At 65.3% G+C, this 18,883-nt stretch carries 19 protein-coding genes and 1 pseudogene; 12 read left to right on the top strand and 8 right to left on the bottom strand.

The genetic code is table 11. From position 1 onward, the window contains the following. The 6 genes from F7R19_RS24970 to paoC form a co-directional block, all read left to right on the top strand. A partial coding sequence (locus tag F7R19_RS24970) for a MinD/ParA family ATP-binding protein (protein WP_150982367.1) occupies positions 1 to 615 on the top strand: 615 nt, incomplete at its 5' end. Positions 616 to 724: 109 nt separating this feature from the next. After that, the gene (locus F7R19_RS24965) at positions 725 to 1,441 is read left to right on the top strand and encodes an RNA polymerase sigma factor FliA (RefSeq protein WP_061958704.1); all 717 of its coding nucleotides are present in this window, start codon (positions 725 to 727) and stop codon (positions 1,439 to 1,441) included. Then, on the top strand, positions 1,441 to 1,899 hold the full coding sequence (locus F7R19_RS24960; protein WP_061958705.1) for a flagellar protein FlhE: 459 nt from the start codon (positions 1,441 to 1,443) through the stop codon (positions 1,897 to 1,899). The genes F7R19_RS24965 and F7R19_RS24960 overlap by 1 nt, the downstream gene beginning before the upstream one ends. Positions 1,900 to 2,115: 216 nt before the next feature. Next, entirely contained in the window at positions 2,116 to 2,775 is a 660-nt protein-coding gene (paoA, locus tag F7R19_RS24955; RefSeq protein ID WP_150982366.1) for an aldehyde dehydrogenase iron-sulfur subunit PaoA, read from the top strand. Then, a complete protein-coding gene (locus F7R19_RS24950; protein ID WP_061958707.1) occupies positions 2,772 to 3,731 on the top strand; it encodes an FAD binding domain-containing protein in 960 nt (319 codons plus the stop codon). Before paoA ends, F7R19_RS24950 begins: the two co-directional genes overlap by 4 nt. Then, entirely contained in the window at positions 3,728 to 5,920 is a 2,193-nt protein-coding gene (paoC, locus tag F7R19_RS24945) for an aldehyde oxidoreductase molybdenum-binding subunit PaoC (RefSeq protein ID WP_150982365.1), read from the top strand. The genes F7R19_RS24950 and paoC overlap by 4 nt, the downstream gene beginning before the upstream one ends. A gap of 34 nt (positions 5,921 to 5,954) precedes the next feature. Here paoC and F7R19_RS24940 read toward each other — a convergent pair whose 3' ends face one another. From F7R19_RS24940 to F7R19_RS24920, 5 genes are all read right to left on the bottom strand, one after another. Then, positions 5,955 to 6,452, bottom strand: a complete 498-nt coding sequence (locus F7R19_RS24940; protein WP_150982364.1) for a MarR family winged helix-turn-helix transcriptional regulator — start codon at positions 6,450 to 6,452, stop codon at positions 5,955 to 5,957. 6 nt (positions 6,453 to 6,458) lie between these two features. Further along, positions 6,459 to 6,944, bottom strand: a complete 486-nt coding sequence (locus F7R19_RS24935) for a DUF3237 domain-containing protein (protein ID WP_061958710.1) — start codon at positions 6,942 to 6,944, stop codon at positions 6,459 to 6,461. Beyond that, the gene (locus F7R19_RS24930; protein WP_150982363.1) at positions 6,941 to 8,089 is read right to left on the bottom strand and encodes an ABC transporter substrate-binding protein; all 1,149 of its coding nucleotides are present in this window, start codon (positions 8,087 to 8,089) and stop codon (positions 6,941 to 6,943) included. Before F7R19_RS24930 ends, F7R19_RS24935 begins: the two co-directional genes overlap by 4 nt. A 66-nt stretch (positions 8,090 to 8,155) precedes the next feature. Beyond that, on the bottom strand, positions 8,156 to 9,418 hold the full coding sequence (locus F7R19_RS24925) for a flavin-dependent oxidoreductase (RefSeq protein WP_150982362.1): 1,263 nt from the start codon (positions 9,416 to 9,418) through the stop codon (positions 8,156 to 8,158). 133 nt (positions 9,419 to 9,551) lie between these two features. Beyond that, complete coding sequence (locus F7R19_RS24920) at positions 9,552 to 10,775, bottom strand: NAD(P)/FAD-dependent oxidoreductase (protein WP_150982361.1); 1,224 nt, start codon at positions 10,773 to 10,775, stop codon at positions 9,552 to 9,554. Between the two features lie 229 nt (positions 10,776 to 11,004). Here F7R19_RS24920 and F7R19_RS24915 point away from each other — a divergent pair, with 229 nt between their 5' ends. The 4 genes from F7R19_RS24915 (at position 11,005) to F7R19_RS30530 (ending at position 13,994) form a co-directional block, all read left to right on the top strand. Then, complete coding sequence (locus F7R19_RS24915; protein ID WP_150982360.1) at positions 11,005 to 12,042, top strand: ABC transporter substrate-binding protein; 1,038 nt, start codon at positions 11,005 to 11,007, stop codon at positions 12,040 to 12,042. A gap of 11 nt (positions 12,043 to 12,053) precedes the next feature. After that, on the top strand, positions 12,054 to 13,016 hold the full coding sequence (locus F7R19_RS24910; RefSeq protein WP_061958714.1) for an isopenicillin N synthase family dioxygenase: 963 nt from the start codon (positions 12,054 to 12,056) through the stop codon (positions 13,014 to 13,016). Continuing rightward, the gene (locus F7R19_RS24905; RefSeq protein ID WP_150982359.1) at positions 13,013 to 13,447 is read left to right on the top strand and encodes a VOC family protein; all 435 of its coding nucleotides are present in this window, start codon (positions 13,013 to 13,015) and stop codon (positions 13,445 to 13,447) included. The genes F7R19_RS24910 and F7R19_RS24905 overlap by 4 nt, the downstream gene beginning before the upstream one ends. Positions 13,448 to 13,565: 118 nt before the next feature. After that, positions 13,566 to 13,994: a rubredoxin gene (locus tag F7R19_RS30530; protein ID WP_150982358.1), complete on the top strand. Its 429-nt coding sequence runs from the start codon at positions 13,566 to 13,568 to the stop codon at positions 13,992 to 13,994. A 54-nt stretch (positions 13,995 to 14,048) separates the two neighbouring features. On the opposite strand, the gene F7R19_RS24895 is transcribed toward F7R19_RS30530, so the two are convergent. Both F7R19_RS24895 and F7R19_RS24890 read right to left on the bottom strand, forming a co-directional pair. Beyond that, positions 14,049 to 15,743, bottom strand: coding sequence for an IlvD/Edd family dehydratase (locus F7R19_RS24895; protein WP_150982357.1), 1,695 nt, complete (start codon positions 15,741 to 15,743; stop codon positions 14,049 to 14,051). 61 nt (positions 15,744 to 15,804) lie between these two features. Further along, positions 15,805 to 16,113, bottom strand: a complete 309-nt coding sequence (locus F7R19_RS24890) for a DUF1272 domain-containing protein (RefSeq protein ID WP_150982356.1) — start codon at positions 16,111 to 16,113, stop codon at positions 15,805 to 15,807. 97 nt (positions 16,114 to 16,210) lie between these two features. On the opposite strand from F7R19_RS24890, the pseudogene F7R19_RS24885 reads away from it, so the two are divergent. Next, a pseudogene (locus F7R19_RS24885) lies at positions 16,211 to 17,260 on the top strand (sensor domain-containing diguanylate cyclase). Then, complete coding sequence (locus tag F7R19_RS24880; RefSeq protein WP_150982355.1) at positions 17,257 to 17,820, top strand: GNAT family N-acetyltransferase; 564 nt, start codon at positions 17,257 to 17,259, stop codon at positions 17,818 to 17,820. Before F7R19_RS24885 ends, F7R19_RS24880 begins: the two are co-directional and overlap by 4 nt. 41 nt (positions 17,821 to 17,861) lie before the next feature. Here the strand turns inward: F7R19_RS24880 and F7R19_RS24875 are convergent, their stop codons facing one another. Beyond that, positions 17,862 to 18,800 (bottom strand): LysR family transcriptional regulator, encoded by a 939-nt coding sequence (locus F7R19_RS24875; RefSeq protein WP_061957344.1) that lies wholly within the window; start codon positions 18,798 to 18,800, stop codon positions 17,862 to 17,864. Positions 18,801 to 18,883 lie beyond the last annotated feature (83 nt).

Below are 18,883 nucleotides of genomic sequence, written 5' to 3'. Positions count from 1 at the left end.
GCCACGCCCAGCGCTACGCTGGCCGATGTGCTGGCCGCACGCGTGCCGCTTGCCGCCGCGCTCGGCTCGCGCCCGGCCAGCGGCGTCGGCGTGCTGCCCGCCGGCCAGCTCGCGGCGGGCGCGATGCCCGACGAGCGGACGCTGTCGGCGCAATTGCCCGATATGCGCTCGGTGCTGATCGATGCGCGACGCGACGCCACCGGCGCGCTGTCGCCGATCGCCGCCACCGCGCACAACTTCGTGATCGTCCTGCGCCCGGAAGCGACGTCGATCACGGCAGCCTATGCATGCATCAAGCGGCTGCATCACGAATACGCATGCCGTCAATTCCAGCTGGTCGTCAATCTCGCGGCCACGGAAGGCGCGGTCACGGCCCTTGCGCGCAACCTGACTCGCACGGCGAGCCAGTACCTGGGCGTGGAGGCCGGCCTGGCAGGGTATCTGCCGATCGATCCGCTGGTGGCGCGTGCGCTCCAGCTCGGGCGCTGCGTGGTGGAGGCGTATCCCGCCGCCGCGGCCACCGGCGCGTTGCGGCACATCGCCAGCAGTGTTGGCGCATGGCCGTTGCGACAGACAGCATCGCCCCGTGGGATGGCTTCGGCCGTTCCCGCATGAAGCAAAGAACAAGAAGTCTCGACCGGACCGGAAACTCAGCCTGCCAGTCGCCGATTGCAGTCTCCGCGGCACTGGCCCACTCAGAAAGTATTTACCGAGAGTTCCACCCATGTACACGATTCAGGGAAAGCTCGAGCAGGCGGATGTGGTCAAATCCCACGCACCACTGGTACGGCGCATCGCGCTGCAACTGGCGGCAAAACTGCCCGCCAGCGTGCAGATCGACGACCTGATCCAGGCTGGCATGATCGGCCTGCTCGACGCCGCCAAGCGCTATGAAGACAACCACGGCGCGCGGTTCGAGACCTACGCCAGCCAGCGCATCCGCGGCGCGATGCTGGACGAAGTGCGCGCCAACGACTGGCAGTCGCGCAGCCTGCGGCAGTTCACGCGCAAGATCGAGCGTACCCAACGTCAGCTCGAGCAGAAGCTCGGCCGCACGCCGATCGACTCCGAGGTGGCCAAGGAGCTCGACATGGCGCTCGACGAATACCAGGAGCTGCTTAACGAGGTCTATGGCTGCCAGTTGCTGCACTACGAAGACTTCGAGCGGTCCGGCGAGGAGGATTTTCTCGATCGGCATCTGGGTGTCACCGACGATGCGAATCCGCTGACCGTATTGATGGAATCGGGCATGCGCGATGCGCTGATCCGCGCCATCGACAAATTGCCCGAACGCGAAAAGCTGGTGTTGTCGCTGTGCTACGACCAGGAACTGAACCTGCGCGAAATCGGCGCGGTGCTGGAAGTGACGGAGTCGCGCGTGTGCCAGATTCGCAGCCAGGCGATCGCGCGCCTGCGCAACCAGCTGCGCGGGATGCTGTAATGCAGCGCGCCATCGTGATCGCCGCGCTGTGCGCGTTTGGCCCGGGCTGGTCTGCCGCGCAGACGTCCGCGCCGGTCTTCATGAAGGCGACCTACGAGATCACGGGTTCGCGCTATGCGTGGACCGCATCCGCCGGGGCGCCGCAGATCGCAAACCGGGGGCAGCGCACACTGTCTTTACCGGTGTTGCCCGCCGCTACGATGCCGCAGGCGACGGGACGGATCACCTCGGTGCGCTGGCGCTATAGCTTCACCCGTACCCCGCCGGTCGATCTGCAAGCGTATCTGTGCAATGCGGATCGATGCGTTCTGCTGCCCGGCGCCGAGGGCAAGACCGATGCCTTTGTTGGCGACGACGCGACCAAGGGATTCGTCTTCGCCTATCGCGTGCCGGGCCAGGGCGGCCTCATGCCGATGCTGCAAGGCCGCAGCAACGAGGTGACTGTCAGTTACCGCTAAGACCTGAAATCAACGCGTTGCCACGGCGCAAAGCCACCGCCCGGTGGCATGGTTTGTGCGCCATCCCGCCAGGCAACGTGCGGCGTGCGCCGTATTCGTCCTATCGTGCATATTTGCGCGGACCTTGCGTCCGCCATGTCGCATGCCGGCATGTAATTTCTACGTGCAAGTCCCGCCACGTTGCCATCCGCTGTCAGCCAGAAAGGATCCAACAACATGGAAGACTTCCGCGACATCAAGCTTTCGCGCCGTGAATTTGTGGTGGCCGGTGCGGCATCGATCACGGCTGCGGCAGCGCCGGCCGGCGCCGCTACGGCTGCCGCAACGGCGCCCGCGCCGCGCTCGCCAGCCGCACTGAAGCCCGTGGCTTCGAAGGTGTCATTCATCGTCAATGGCCAGGCGCGCGCGCTCGAGCTCGATACCCGTACCACGCTGCTCGACGCACTGCGCGAGCATCTGCATCTCACCGGCACCAAGAAGGGCTGCGATCACGGCCAATGCGGCGCGTGCACGGTGATCGTCGACGGCCGGCGCATCAATTCATGCCTGACCCTTGCCGTCATGCACGAAGGCGCAAAGATCACCACGGTCGAAGGCCTCGGCACGCCCAATCGCATGCATCCCATGCAGGTCGCGTTCGTTAAGCACGATGGCTACCAGTGCGGCTATTGCACGCCGGGCCAGATCTGCTCGGCCGTGGCCGTGCTCGATGAAATCCGCGCCGGCATCCCTAGCCACGTCAGCGCCGATCTCAACGCACGTCCGCTGCTGTCGGCAGATGAAGTGCGCGAGCGCATGAGCGGCAATATCTGCCGCTGCGGCGCGTATTCGAACATTGTCGAGGCGATTACCGAAGTTGCAGGGGGCCAGTCATGAATCCATTCTCCTACGCGCGCGCCACGTCGCCGGCCGATGCCGCCGCGGCAGCCCTGCAGACGCCCGGCGCGCGGTTTATCGCGGGCGGCACCAATCTGCTGGATCTGATGAAGCTTGGCATCGAATCGCCCACCCACCTGATCGACGTGAATGGACTGGCGCTCGACAAGATCGAGCCCACGGCCGAGGGTGGCCTGCGCGTTGGTGCATTGGTGCGCAATACCGATCTGGCGGCGGACACGCGCGTGCGCCGCGACTACGGTGTGCTTGCGCGCGCGCTGCTGGCCGGTGCATCGGGCCAGTTGCGCAATCGCGCAACCACCGCCGGCAACCTGCTGCAGCGTACGCGCTGCCCTTATTTCTACGACACCAATCAGGCCTGCAACAAGCGCCAACCGGGCAGCGGATGCGCGGCGATTGGCGGCGTCAGCCGGCAGTTGGCGGTGATCGGCAGCAGCAGCGCATGCATCGCCACGCATCCGAGCGACATGGCAGTGGCCATGCGCGTGCTCGACGCCAGCGTGGAGACGGTGCGCCCCGACGGCGCAAGGCGCGTGATTCCCATTGCCGATTTTCATCGCTTGCCCGGCAATACGCCGCATATCGAAACCGCGCTCGAACGCGGCGAGTTGATCACGGCCGTCACGTTGCCGCCGCCGGTGGGCGGTGTGCAGATCTACCGCAAGGTGCGCGATCGCGCGTCGTATGCGTTTGCGCTGGTGTCCGTGGCGGCCATCGTGCAGCGCGACGGCACGGGCCGCGTGGCGCTGGGGGGCGTGGCGCACAAGCCGTGGCGTGTACCGGCGGCCGATGCGGAGATGCCGCACGGCGCCACGGCCGTGACGCAGCGCTTGCTGGACGGTGCCACGCCGACGGCCGACAACGCATTCAAGGTGCAACTGGCGCGGCGTACCGTGGCCGCGGTGCTGATGCAGGCCAAGGAGGGCACACGATGAAATTCGATACTCCTGCCACGACCAATCCGATCGACCAACTGCGCGTAGTCGGTCATCCCGTCGACCGCATCGACGGCGCACGCAAGACCACCGGCACCGCGCCCTACGCTTACGAGCGTCACGACATAGCGTCCAATCCGGCCTACGGCTATGTCGTTGGCGCGGCCATGGGACGCGGCCGCATCACGTCGATGCGGCTCGACGACGCGCGCCGCGCTCCGGGCGTGCTGGGCATCGTGACGGCCGACAACGCGGGCAAGCTGGGCAAGGGCGAGCGCAACACCGCCAGGCTGCTGGGCGGGCCCGATATCCAGCACTATCACCAGGCGATCGCACTGGTGATCGCGGAGACATTCGAGCAGGCGCGCGCGGCCGCGATGCTGATTCACGTCGATTACGCCGCGGAAAAAGGCCGCTTCGACCTCGAGGACGCATGCTGCTGGGCCGAGAAGCCGAAGAAGGAGTCGGAGCCGGACACCGCGGTGGGCGACTTTGCCGGGGCATTTGCGGCGGCGCCGGTTCAGCTCGACGCGCGCTACACCACACCCGATCAGTCGCATTCGATGATGGAGCCCCACGCGTCGATGGCGGCGTGGGATGGCGACAAGGTAACGATCTGGACGTCGAATCAGATGGTCGATTGGGCGCGCGAAGACATGGCGAAGACGCTTGGCGTGCCCAAGGAAAATATCCGCATCGTGTCGCCATTTATCGGCGGCGGCTTTGGCGGCAAGCTGTTCCTGCGCGCCGAGGCGCTGCTTGCCGTGCTCGGCGCGCGTCAGGTGCGCAGGCCGGTGAAGGTGGCGCTGACCCGGCCGGTGATTCCGAACAACACTACGCATCGACCCGCGACGATCCAGCGCATCCGCATCGGCGCCACGCGCGACGGCAAGATCACGGCCATCGGTCATGAAAGCTGGTCCGGCGATCAGGAAGGCGGCCAGCCGGAAACCGCCGTGATGCAGACGCGGTTGCTCTACGCCGGCGCCAATCGCATGACGTCGATGCGGCTCGCGACGCTCGACCTTCCCGAAGGCAACGCCATGCGCGCGCCCGGTGAGGCGCCGGGTTTGATGGCGCTGGAAATCGCCATCGACGAAATGGCCGAGAAACTGGGCATGGATCCGGTGCAGTTCCGCATTCTCAACGATACGCAAGTGGACCCGGAAAAGCCGCAGAGGCCGTTTTCGCAGCGTCGCTTTGTGGAATGCCTGCGCCTGGGCGCGGAACGGTTTGGCTGGCAACGCCGCAATCCGAAGCCGGCGTCCATGCGCCAGGGGCAATGGCTGATCGGCATGGGCGTGGCTTCTGCGTTCCGCAATAACCTGCTGACCAAATCGGGCGCACGCGTCAGCATCGATCCGAATGGCATGGTGATCGTCGAAACCGACATGACCGACATCGGCACGGGCAGCTATACCGTCATCGCGCAGACCGCGGCGGAGATGTTGGGCGTGCCGCTGGAACGCGTGGTGGCCAGACTCGGCGATTCGCAGTATCCGGTGTCGTGCGGATCGGGCGGGCAGTGGGGCGGCAACAGTTCCACCGCCGGCGTCTATGCGGCTTGCGTGAAACTGCGCCAGACGGTGGCCGAACGCGCGGGCTTCAGCGCCGACGAGGCGGTGTTCGAAAACGGCCAGATCCGCGCGGGTGGCCGCGGCGTGCCGTTGACGCAGTTCGCGGGCGCAAGCGCCGAGGACGCAATGGAGTACGGCGATCTCGACAAGAAGTACCAGCAATCGACGTTCGGCGGGCATTTCGTCGAAGTGGCCGTGGACGCCGCTACCGCTGAAGTGCGCGTGCAGCGCATGCTGGCCGTTTGCGCGGCCGGCCGCATCCTCAATCCAAAGTCGGCGCGCAGCCAGGTCATCGGCGCCATGACAATGGGCGTGGGCGCCGCGCTGATGGAAGCGCTGCATGTCGACAAGCGCATTGGCTATTTCGTCAATCACGACCTGGCCAGCTACGAGGTGCCCGTGCACGCCGATATTCCGCATCAGGACGTGATCTTCCTCGACGAAACCGATCCGATCTCGTCGCCGATGAAGGCCAAGGGCGTGGGCGAACTCGGCATCTGCGGCGTTGCCGCGGCTGTAGCCAACGCGGTGTACCACGCTACCGGCATACGCGTACGCGACTACCCGCTGACACTGGACAAGATGTTGGCGCAGATGCCGACGGTGGGGTGACTGGCCGGGGAATGTCTGGGGCGACAGGGATTTCCTATCGTCCCAGCTTCTCCAGCATGGCGCGAAGCATCTGCTGTTCCTGATCGGTCAGCCCGGCGGCGATGCGGGCGTCGTGCTCGCAGACGGTCCGCGTGACTTCGCTGAGCGTCTGGCGGCCGATGTCTGTGAGCGCCAGACCGTAGGCGCGTCGATCGGTGGGCGAGGGCACCCGTTGCACCAACGACATCGATTCGAGTGCGTCCACCAGCAGCACGGCCCCGGACCGGGCGATGCCGAGGATCTGGGCGAGGTCGGTCAGTTTCAGGTCCGGGTTGCGCGCGATGATCTGCAGCGCCGAAAAGCGCGGCGGCGTAATGTTCCACGGCGCCAGCGACGCCACGAAATCTTCGTAGATGCGGATCTGTGCGCGTCGAATGGCGTATCCGATCAGCGAGTCGAGCACGCCGTAGTCGACATGCGGCACATGCGGTTCGAAGTGGCCGCCGTCCGGGTCGGGAGCGAGCGGATCGCGCGTTTGCCGGGAAGATGCCATGGTCGGCTACCGCACCAGGAAGACGCGCAGATCGACGCGATCGGGATGGCGTGCCCCCGATGCGACGAACAGGTGCTGCATCAGCCAGCGGTACTGCGGCGCGGCGGTTTCGAAGCGGGGCGCCGTGCGGAAGTAGATGTCCGTGGGGTCCACCGTTTCGCCTCGGTTAAGCCGTGCAATCACGGACGCCGTGCCGCTCCGCACGCCAGCGTTGACGACATAAATGCGCGCGCCGTCGTCGGTCTCGATCACATAACGGGCCTCGATATCGGCAGTGGTCACGCCGTCGCCGCTGTCGTGCCGGATCAACTGGAAGTCCGCACCGCCGGGCAGGATGCGCCCATTCAGGCGCGCACCTTGCACCGTGCCAGAGAGGATCGAAATCAGCCGTCGCTGGCCCAGCGCCGTCACGCCCACTTCGGTGGGCGCTGCCACTTGCACGCTGATGTCGGCCAGCGGCTCCAGCGTGGGCGTTGCAATGCCGGGCTTCATTTGAGCAGCTTCCAGTTGCCGTTGTCGATCGTCAGCATGACGCGTCCGCGTTTGTCAAAACCGAAGTGATCCTGTGCCGTGTAGTTCAGCACTCCATGCGAAACGACGATGTCGCGTTCGCTTTCCAGTGCGTCCTTGAGCGCCTTGCGAAACTCTGGCGTACCGGGCTTGGCCTTTTTCAGCGCCACCGGCACGATACGCTGCAGCACCAGGCCGGCGTCGTAGGGATGCGCGCCAAACTGCGTGCGCGTTTCAGGCCCGTATTGTTTTTCATAGCGGGTCACATAGTCCATGCCGGGCTTCTTCACGGGATCGCTCGATGGCAATTGCTCGGCCACGATGACCGGGCCAGCCGGCAGAATCGCGCCGTTGACCGCCTTGCCGCCGATGCGGATCAGATCGCGCGTGGCTGCGCCATGCGTCTGATAGATCGGCCCGGTGTAGCCGCGCTCGCGCAGCGTGGTGTGCGGCAAGGCCGCACCCGTGCCGGCGCCGGCGATCAGCACCGCGTCGGCGCGCGCGGCGATCAGCTTCAATGCTTGCGCGGTGACGCTGGTATCGGATCGCGCGTAGCGCTCGGCGGCCGTCACCTTGATGCCGTGGGTCTGCGCGGCCGCGGTGAATTCCTTGAGCCACGTTTCGCCATAGGCGTCTGCAAAGCCGATAAAGGCCACCGACTTCACGCCATTGGCCTTGGCCTTTTCCGCCACGGCTTCGGCCATCAGTTTCACCGGCTGCGCCAGCCGATACGTCCACGCGCCGCGACCCGGCTTGAGTTCGATCGGCGAGAAGGCCAACTGCACGGTCTGACTTTCATCGGCTACCTCGGAAATCGCAATCGAAGGGGCCACCGCCGATGACCCAAGGATGATGTCGACCTTGTCGTCGGTGACAAAGCGGCGCGCAATCTTGGTGCCTTGTGTCGGGTCCGATCCATCGTCCATCACGATGTAGTGAATCTTCTCGCCCGCAATCGTTTCGGGCAGAAACGGCATGGTGTTCTTCTGCGGGATGCCCAGCGATGCGGAGGGTCCGGTCGATGCAATGCTGACGCCCACCGTGACGTCGGCCTGTGCGACGGCGCTGGCCAGTGAGAGTGCCGCGAGAGCGGCGTGGGCAAGGGTCCTGCGCGATGGGGTCAGCATTGTCTCCTCCGTTCTGTTCTGATTCTTCGATGCCGCAATCGGATTGCGGATATGGTTTTTTGTGGCTCAGGTCTTGGCCGCCTGCAACTGCTGCTGGCCAAAACCAGCCAGGGTCTTGTAGCGCTGCGCAATCGCTTCGAGCTCGCTGCGCGCAATGACATCGTCAATTCTGGCAAAGCCCTGCGGCGCGCGGACTTCGGCCAGTTGCATGACCTGTTCCGGTCCGTTCATGCGATTGCGCAGCACGATGCCCGCCGTGCGCGGCAATCGTTCGGCCTCATATTCGCGCAGCGCGTAATTGATATCGCGTTCATTGCAGAGGCAGTCCGACAAATAGCGTGCATCGACGATCGCCTGCGCACTGCCGTTCGATCCGATCGGGTACATCGGATGCGCGGCGTCGCCCAGCAGCGTCACGCGCCCGAACGTCCAGCGCGGCAGCGGGTCCTTGTCGACCATCGGGAATTCATAGATCGCTTCGGCGCTGTCGATCAATGCGGGGATATCGATCCATTTCCAGCGCCAGTCTGCGAACGCAGCCCGAAACACCGACTTGTCGACCTGGCGGTTCCAGTCGCTGCGCGGCGGCGCTTCCGGGTAGTCTTCGGGCACACGCAGCTCGGCAATCCAGTTGATGCGAGAGCGGCCCTGCGCACGCATCGGTTCGGAGATCGGATACGCCACGAACTTTTGGTCCTGATGGCCCGCCATGAACATCGAGCGTCCATCGAGATAGGGAGCGGCATCGCTGGTCGCGCGCCACAACAGCCGCCGCGAAAAGCGCGGGGCGTCGCCACTCGGATAGAAGTGCCGCCGCACGGCGGAATGGATGCCGTCGGCGCCTACCAGCACATCGGCATGCGCCTGCACCAGGACGTTGTCGCTGCGGCGCCGCAACGTGAACTGTGTCGGCTCGCCGGATTTCTCGCCAGTGCTTTCGATCGATTCCAGCGCGTGGCCGGTATGGATGCGGTCGGCGCCCAGCCGCGCCACCGCGGTCCGATACAGCAACATCTGGAATTCGCCGCGATGCACCGAGAACTGCGGCCAGTCATACCCGGCCGCGCGGCCGCGCGGTTCATGCCAGATTTGTTGCCCGAACTTGTTGAAGTAGGACAGCGACGAGGTCTCGATGGCCATCGCGGCCAGCGCGTCCTGCAGGCCCAGCGCCGATAGTTCCTTCACGGCGTGAGGCAGCAGGTTGATGCCTACGCCAAGCGGACGCAGCGTCTCGCTGGCCTCCCACACCTCGACGTCGAATCCGTTCCGATGGCAAAGCAAGGCGAGCGTCAGCCCGCCGATGCCGCCGCCAGCAATCGCAATCTTCATATGTCTCCCCCGCGCATCGCTCTCGCAAAACGGGATGCACGTTCCGCGGCGCCTGCTGTCGATTGTTCTACTGTATAACTAATTTTGGGCGCGGAAAGTTAGCGATTTCCCTGACTGTCGGACGGCGCGCGCCTCAGGCGCCCAGCAGCGCGTCGGCAATCAAATCAGCGGTGTTGACCGAATCGGTGAGTCCAAGATGACCGTGGCCCACTGCCAGCCACAGGCCCCGCTGTCCAGGGGCGGCGCCGATCACGGGAACGGAGTTGGGCATGCACGGGCGATGACCCATCCAAGTGGTCACGGGGCGATCTTCCAAGCCGCGGAAGGTCTCGCGTGCAATCCGTTCGAGCATTGCGGCGCGGGCAGGGTCGGGCGGGCGCTGCAAACCGGCGATCTCCACGGTGCCACCGACGCGCAGTCCATCCTCCATCGGCGTGACGAAGATCTTGCGGTCGGTTAGCACCACCGTGCGCGATACCACGTCGTGCGCGCCGGTGAATTGCACGTGGTAGCCGCGCTGGCTTTCCAGCGCCAGCGATACGCCAAGCGGACTGAGCAGGGCGCGCGACCATGCGCCGGCTGCCACCACCACATGATCGAAGCTGTAGCGCTGGCTGGCGCCCTGCAAGGACCATTGGTCGCCACTGCGCTGCAGGCGCTGGATCTCGTCGCGCAGCAGCGTGCCGCCACGCTGCACAAATGCGGCGGCAATTGCCTGCGTGTAGCGCGCGGGATTCAGGATGGTGGCGTGGTCGGCCAGCATCACGCCGGCCCGGTAGCGGGCGGCAACGTGCGGCTCGAGTGCTTCGATGCCTGCGCGGTCGAGCACTTCGTAGCGGAAGCCAAAGCGCTCGCGCAGGCGCCACGCCTGTGCATCGTCATCGAACGCAGCGGCGTCGGTGTAAAGATGAAGGTGCCCGCGCTGCAGGAACAGTTCGGGCACGCCCACTTCTTGCGCCAGCGCGCGGTGCTTGTCGATGGCGCCCGCATGCAGCGCGGCTAATGCGGCGGCGGCGCGCTCCACGCGGGCGGGCGTGGCCGACAACACGAAACGCGTCAGCCACGACGCGGCGGCGGGCAGATACGCCGCCCGCAAATGCAGCGGGCTTTCCGGATCGATCAGCATCTTCGGCACGCTGGCCAGTATGCCGGGCATGGCCAGCGGCGCGACGGAACTCACGCTGATCGCGCCGGAATTGCCGTAGCTGCAGCCGCTGGCCGGACCTTCGCGATCGATCAGCGTTACTTGCGCGTCGCGTTTGCGCAGCGCCAGCGCAATGCAGCTGCCAACGATTCCTGCGCCGATCACGGCAACGCGCGGGCCTGCGGATGGGGAAGATGGGACGTGTGTGGTCATGGCCGCACAAGTTACTGCCGAACGCATCGCCGGGCAAGCGTCTGCGCCGTCGTGGCGCACGCCGCGCACCATCGCGCTGCATCACGGTGCATGCGCGACAGATTTTCCGGGTGGACCCATGGCACGGAACCTGCTGAGCCATGGACGGAGAGTAGAAGCGTTCAGCGGCCTGCGCCGCCCGGAAATTGCTCGCCAAGTGTCCCCACACCTGTTTCCGGAGTTTTCCATCATGCGCCGCCGTTCCTTTCTCCGCGCCACGGGCGCCACCGCCTTCGCTTCGCTGTTCGCCGCACCTGCCATCGTGCGCGCCACCGGTTCGCTGCAGAAATTCAAGTTCAACCTCGGCTGGAAGGTGGAAGCTTCCGGTGCGGGATTCCTGCTGGCCCTGCAGCGCGGCTACTACAAGGACGCGGGGCTCGACGTAGTGATCGATACCGGCAACGGGTCGGCGTCGGCCATCAGTCTGGTGGCGGGCGGCGCCTACGATTGCGCGTCCGCCGATCTGGCCGCGATGATCGAATTCAATGCGGCCAATCCTGCCGCGGCGCTCAAGGCCGTGGCCATCCAGTACGACCTGAATCCCAACGCGGTAATCGTGCGCAAGGGCGGCGGCATTGCAAAGCCTGGCGATCTCGCCGGCAAGACCATCCTGGGGCAGCCGTTCAACGCATCGCGCAAGCTGTTCCCGGTGTTCGCCAAGGCGCAGGGCTTCGACCCGTCTTCGGTGAAATGGGAAAGCGTGACGCCCGACATCGGCGATACGCGCTTTGTCAAAGGCGATTTCGACGCCGCCGCGTATTTCTACTTCACGGGCCTGCTGAATCTGAAGGCGCGCGGCATGGGCCCGGAGAAGCTCACTGTGTTCCGCTTTTCCGACTACGGCATGAAGTCGTACGGCAATGGCCTGGTCGCCAATCGCAAGACGATGGCCGAGCAGCCGGAGGCGATGAAGGCGTTCGTCAAAGCTTCCACGCGCGGCTGGATCGAAGCGATGGCCGATCCGAAGGCCGGCGCCGCAGCGGTGAAGACGCGCGAGCCGCTGGCGGACCAGACGCTGGAACTGGAGCGCCTGAAGCTGATCGTCGACGGCACGATGCGCACCGCCGATACGCAGCGCGACGGCTGGGGCGCTGCCACGCAGGCGCGCTTGCAGGCAACCGTCGACGAAACGGTTGGCGCGTTCGGCATCAAGCCCGGCATGACCGTGGCCGACATCTGGACCGACCAGTTCCTGCCGGCGCTGGCCGACCGCAAGCTCAAGGCGTGACAGGAGCCGCAATGTCGATTCCCGTTATCGATCTGACCGATGCGCTCACGCCCGGTGCGCCGCGTAGCGCCGAAGTGGCGCAGGCATTTCGCGCCGCCGCCATGGCGTCCGGCTTCTTCTATGTCCGCCATCACGGCGTGCCGCGCGATCTGGTGGCACGTCAGTTTGCCCTGGCACAGGCGCTGCTCGATCTTCCCGCCAGCACGCGGCAGGCGTTGGCGATGGGAAATTCCCCGACGATGCGCGGCTTCGAGAACCTGGGCGACCAGCGACTCGACGCCGCGGCGCGCCCCGATCTGAAGGAGAGCTTCTATTGCGGCATGGCATATCCCGACGACCATCCCTATGTGGTGGCGGGTTACCAGACCTATGGTCACAACCAGTGGCCGATTGAATTGCCGCAGGCGCCGGCGCAGTGCCAGACGTATATCGACGCGATGCTCGTGCTGTCGCGCAGGCTGATGCAGCTGATGGCGCTATCGCTGTCGCTGCCCGAAAACTATTTCGATCACACCAGCGAAAATCCGATGGTGACGCTGCGCATGATCCGCTATCCCGCGCATCCGGCCAACGCCGATGCGCGGACGTTCGGTGCCGGCGCCCATACCGACTGGGGCGCGATCACGATCCTCGCGCAGGACGCGCATGGCGGTCTGGAGGTCTGCACGCCGGAAGGCGAGTGGGTGCCGGCCACGCCGATGGCAGACTGCTTCGTAGTGAACCTTGGCGACATGGTGCCGCGCTGGACCAACGGCCGCTACCACTCCAATCCGCATCGCGTGCGCAACGTGCATTCGGGCGGGGCGCCGCGCTATTCGATTCCCTTCTTCTACGAACCGGATTACTTTGCCCGCATCGAACCGGTGCCCGGCACCGTGCCGGAGGGCGAGGCGCCGCGTTACGCGCCCTGCACGGCAGGCGAGCATCTGACGGAGATGTACCGCAAGACGTACGTGGCGGAGGCGTCGGCATGAAGCTGTGGTTCAACCTGTTGTGCCGCGATATCGACGCGCAATTCGATTTCTACCGCAACCTGCTTGATCTGCCCGAAGCGGCGCAAAGTCGCTCGCCGATTTATTGCGCACTGGAAACGGCCGATTTCCGGTTTGGCTTCAACGCAGCGCCCGCCTACGCACTGCTTGGCATCGGCGAGCGCCAGCCCGCGCAGGATGCACGGCTTCCGGTGGTGGCGTACGCCACCTTTATGGTCGATACGCCAGGCGCTGTCGATGCCGCCGCAGCGTACGTTGCGCAATCGTCGGGAGACGTCATCAAGCCGCCGTTTGCTACCTACTACGGGCAATGGCAAACGGTGCTGCAGGATCCGGAAGGCAATGTGTTCCGCGTGGCGTGCGCAGCCTTGCCAGCGGGGGTGGCGCCGGGCAGCCTGTCGCTGCCCCAGTGATGGCGCTGGATCGGCGCCGGCGTCGCGCGGTGCAGTCTTGTGCCCGCAGTGCTGCGGTCTTGATAATCGGGAAAAGGACATCATATGGGTGGCTGTTTGTGATCAATTCCGCCCCCGCATGTACAAGAAAGGCACCTCCGTAGAAATTCAGTTTCCCCCACAACGCCTGAACGATGGCGCTGGCGATCCGTATTGGGTGGACCTTTCCATCGACGAAGCGCGGGCGTTGCTCGAACGCTTGCAGAACCATCTGGCCCAGGCTACGCAAGGCACCGATGCGCCGCTGGTGTTCAGCCTTGAGGGCCCCGCCGGCGACGACGCCAACGCGGCACGGCACTCCGCCGACGCGCCCACGGCGCAGTCGCCAGCATCGCCGCCCGAATACCGGCAGTGGGTCTGCATCATCTGCGGCTGGGTCTACGACGAAGCCACCGGCTGGCCCGAAGACGGCATCGCGCCCGGCACGCGCTGGGAAGACATCCCCGACGACTGGCGCTGCCCCGAATGCGATGTCGGCAAGGAAGACTTCGCGATGGTCGAGTTCTGAAGCAAAAAAAACGACGCGCCGGCGTCGTTTTTCTTTACCTGCCTATCCCGCATCTCAACCGCGCGGTCCCGCCAGAAAGTCCAGGTCGCAGCCTTCGGGCGCCTGCATCACGGTGCGGTCATAAAGACCACGATAGCCGCCCGAGCGCGGTGCGGGTTTCTCGAATGTGGACAATCTGCGCGCGATTTCGTCTTCGGGCACCAGCAGGTCGATCGACTTGTTTTGTACCGACAGGCGGATACGGTCGCCGTTGCGGACCGCCGCCAGCGGGCCGCCTGCCGCGGTTTCGGGCGATACGTGCAGCACGATCGTGCCGTACGCGGTGCCACTCATGCGGGCATCGGAAATGCGCACCATGTCCTTGACGCCCGCGCGCGCCAGTTTGGCCGGGATCGGCAGGTAGCCGGCCTCCGGCATACCCGCCGCCAGCGGGCCTGCATTCTTGAGCACCAGGATGTCGTCGGCGGTGACGTCCAGCGCGGGATCGTCGATGCGTTGCGCCAGATCCTCCAACCCGTCAAATACCACCGCGCGTCCTTCTTTCTCGAACAACGCGGGCGTGGCCGCCGCGCGCTTGAAGATGGCGCCGTCGGGCGCCAGGCTGCCCTTCAGCGCGATCAGGCCGCCCACCGGCGACACGGGCGCGTCGAACGCCCGAATCACCTTGCGGTCGATCCATCCGGCCGGCGCGTCCAGGCGTTCGCGCAGCGTGGTGCCGTCGATGGTCAGGCAATCGAGGTGCAGCAGCGGCCGCAGCTCGCGCAGCACGGCGCCCATGCCGCCGGCAGCGTGAAAGTCCTCCATATAGCCTTCGCCAACAGGCTTCAGATCGACCAGCACCGGCGTTTCGTCGGAAATCTCGTTCAGGCGCCGGGCGTCGATGCGGATGCCAAGCCGGCCTGCGATGGCGGTCAGATGGATGATCGCGTTGGTGGATCCGCCCAGCGCCATCAGCACGCGGAAGGCGTTTTCCACCGATTGCTCGGTGATGATCTGCGCCGGATAGATCGGCCGATGCGCCAGCCGCACGGCTGCCTTGCCGGTTTCCTCGGCTGCAACCAGGCGCTGCGAATCGACGGCGGGAATCGCCGCGGTGCCTGGCAGCGCAATGCCCAGCGCCTCGGCGATGCATGCCATCGTGCTGGCCGTGCCCATCACCGCGCAAGTGCCGGCGGTCGTAGCCAGCCGCGTTTCGACGACCTGGATTTCCTGCTGATCGACTTCTCCGGCGCGATATTTGGCCCAGAAGCGCCGGCAGTCGGTGCAGGCGCCCAGCCGTTCACCCCGATAGCGGCCGGTGGACATCGGGCCGGTCACGAGTTGGATCGCCGGCCGTCCCGCCGATGCAGCCCCCATCAATTGCGCCGGCACCGTCTTGTCGCAACCGCCAATCAGCACGACGGCATCCATCGGCTGCGCGCGCACCATTTCTTCCACGTCCATCGACATCAGGTTGCGATAGACCATGCTGGTGGGGTTGAGGAACACCTCGCCCAGCGAAATGGTGGGGAATGCGCGGGGCAGGCCGCCCGCGGCCAGCACGCCGCGCGACACCGCCTCCACCAGCTGCGGCATATAGCGGTGGCAATTATTGAAATCGCTCGGCGACGCGGCGATCCCGACGACGGGACGCGACAGCAGCTCGCTGGAAATGCCCATCGAGTGCGCCATCGAGCGGCGCAGATAGCGTGCGAAATCGCGGTCGCCGTAGTTGGTCAAACCGTTGTCCAGACCGAGCGGCTCCGACATGGCGATTCTCCTGCGGGATTTATGGGATTTGTGGGATGAGCGATGCGGGCGCGCTGGCGCGTCAGCGGTTCTCCGGCGCGATGCCGCGGATGTCGGCGGCATCGCGCGCGTGGGCTTCGGGATCGACCGGCCGGTGCTTGATGGTGCTCGACGGTGGATTATTGGCGACGTTGTTGCCATTCTTCCAGTCCCGCGCCGGACGGATCGGCCGTGCGACAAATCCGCCGCCGCAGTTGGGGCAGACGTTGGCCAGCACGTTGTCCACGCAATCCGCGCAAAAGGTGCATTCAAAGCTGCAGATGCGCGCCGCCGTGGAAGCGGGCGGCAATTGCAGGTTGCAGTGTTCGCACGACGGACGAAGCTCCAGCATGAATCTCTCCTTTTGGGGGGGTGGGGTTCGTGCCATCATAGCCGTCATTCGCCCGCGCGATTCCATTTTCTGCACCGCCCTCCAGCCATCCAACGACATGACCGACCGCACAGATCCTGCCGACAGCACGCTGAAAGCCGCCTTCCTGCGCCACGAAGAAACGCTGGCGCCGCCGGGGCATGCGCTAGGCGAAGACGACAGCGCCGTCTATCGCACGCTGCTCGAATCGACCAAGGCGATTCCATGGAAAATCGACTGGGCCACGATGACGTTCAGCTATATCGGTCCGCAGATCGAAGCGTTGCTGGGATGGGCGCCGTCGACGTGGAAGACCGTGCACGACTGGGCCGACCGCATGCATCCCGACGATCGCGAGGCGGTGGTCAATTTCTGCGTGGCGCAGTCGCAGGCGGGCACCGATCATGAAGCCGACTATCGGGCGCTGACGCGCGACGGCGGCTAAGTCTGGCTGCGTGACGTAGTGCACGTGGAGCGCAACGAGAACGGCGAAGTGCAGGCGCTGATCGGCTTCATGTTCGATATCAGCGAACGCAAGCGCAACGAGGAAAAGCTCGCGCAGTTGCAGCATGAACTGGAACGCCTGTCGTTCACCGATGGATTGACCGGCGTGGGCAACCGCCGCATGTTCGACAACGTCCTGGCGCGGGAATGGACGGCGGGCGCGGCCAGCGGCGCGCCGCTGTCGCTGATCATCACGGACATCGATTTTTTCAAGTCCTACAACGACTACTATGGCCACGTGCAGGGCGACGCCTGCCTGAAGCAGGTTGCCGGCATCCTGCGCGATGCAGTTGGCCCCGACCATTTCCTCGGGCGCTTCGGCGGCGAGGAATTTGCCATGGTGCTGGCCAATACCGATGCCGATGCCGCCGTGGCGATTGCGGAACGCTGCCGCAATGCCATCGCCGGCGCATCGATCCCGCATATGCGCTCGCCATACGATCAGCGCGTGACGGCGAGCTTTGGCGTGGGCACGGTGCTGCCCGACGATCGCACCGATGCCACTGCGTTTCTAAACCTGATCGATGCGCAGCTCTATCACGCCAAGGACAACGGCCGCAATCGCATCGCAGCGGTGGATCGGTCCGGCATGCAGGGTGATGCGTTCCGGGTGCATTCGCGATGACATGTCCCGCGGCCACCGCCCGCCTGCGCCTGCGTGCGTGGCGCGCGGCGGACCGCCAACCGCTGCGCGCGCTGAATGCCGACGCGCAGGTAATGGCGTACTTTCCATCGACCCTGAACGCAGCCCAGAGCGATGCGTTGTTTGACCGCATCGTCGCGCATCACATGGCGCATGGGTTTGGCTTGTGGGCGGTGGAACGCGCCGATACGGCGGACTTTATCGGCTTTACCGGCTTGTCGATCCCGCAGTGGCAGCCGTGTTTTGGCCCATGCGTGGAAATTGGCTGGCGGCTCGCCGCCGCGCATTGGGGCCAGGGATTTGCCACGGAAGCGGCGCGCAGCGTGCTCGCGTTCGCATTCGAGTCGCTGGGTCTCGACGAAGTGGTCTCGTTCAGAGCGGCCGTCAACACGCGCAGCGAGCGCGTGATGGAACGCATCGGCATGCACCATGCGCCGTCCGACGATTTCGATCATCCGGCGCTGCCGCCCGGCCATCCGCTGACGCGCCATGTGCTGTATCGACTGTCGAAAGACGCCTGGACTGCGCGTCATCGACAATGAGGCGCGATGACAGGCCCAGCACCCACCGGCCGCGTGCGCCGTCATGCCGCGGCTGGCGGCCAGATCCACTCCGGTGACTGCTGCTTCAGCCGGTCGGCCACCGCGCGGATTTCGATCATCGCCTGCGCGGCGATTGGCGATGGCGCGGAGGCCTTGCGGCTGACGATGCCCACCGAGCGCACGGGTCCATCGACGATCTCCGCCACGCGCATACCCTTGAGCGAAAGCAGCGGCATGATGCCCAGATAAGGCAGCACCGCGATGCCCAGCCCCTGTTTGACAAAGCCGGCGATAGTGCCGATCTGGTCGAGCTGAAGCTTGGGGCGGAACACCACCCCGCGCTGCAGGAATGCCGCGCTCATGTACTTCATCGCCGTGCTCGCGTCGGTCATGCTGATCAGCGGCAGATCGTTCAGATCGTCCATCGCCACACGCGCGCCGAGGCGCTTTCGGCCCCAAGCGCTCGGCGCCAGCAGCACAAAGCGGTCGCGCAGGATTTCCTCGTAGTGCAGTTCGGGATTCGATGGCGACGCCGACGCGAGCGCGAAATCGACCTGATAGTTGACCACGCGACCCACCGCCGCCTGATCCGCGCAATCGTGCACGGCGATATGCGGCTGCGCATAGCGTTGTTCCAGCGCCGCGCACACGCCGGGCAACAACACGTTGGCGAGCGATGGCAACGCCGCCACGGCAAGCCGATGCGCTTCCTGCTCGGCACGGCTCTGCATATGCTTCAGGCCGGTATCGAATTCGCCCACGATGCGCCGCGCCATGGGCACGAGTTGTTCTCCGGCAAGCGTCAGCCGCACGCTGCGCGTCGAGCGCTCGAAAAGCGGCACGCCCAGTTCCTCCTCCAGATCCTTGACGGCCTTGCTCAACGACGGCTGCGTGACAAAGAACTGCTCGGCGGTGCGGCTGAAGTTCAGGGATTGAGCCAGCGATAGAAAGATCCTGAGCTGACGCGGCGTGACATTCATTCTCGTGACCTATCAATTTATCGATAAATGGAATTTCCGGGATAAATGTAGCTTGCCTAGAATGGGCCGGCAAATTTCACGAT

Origin of the sequence: Cupriavidus pauculus (assembly GCF_008801835.1) — a bacterium.
GTDB lineage: Bacteria > Pseudomonadota > Gammaproteobacteria > Burkholderiales > Burkholderiaceae > Cupriavidus > Cupriavidus pauculus.
This window is presented reverse-complemented; position numbering and strand designations above follow the sequence as displayed.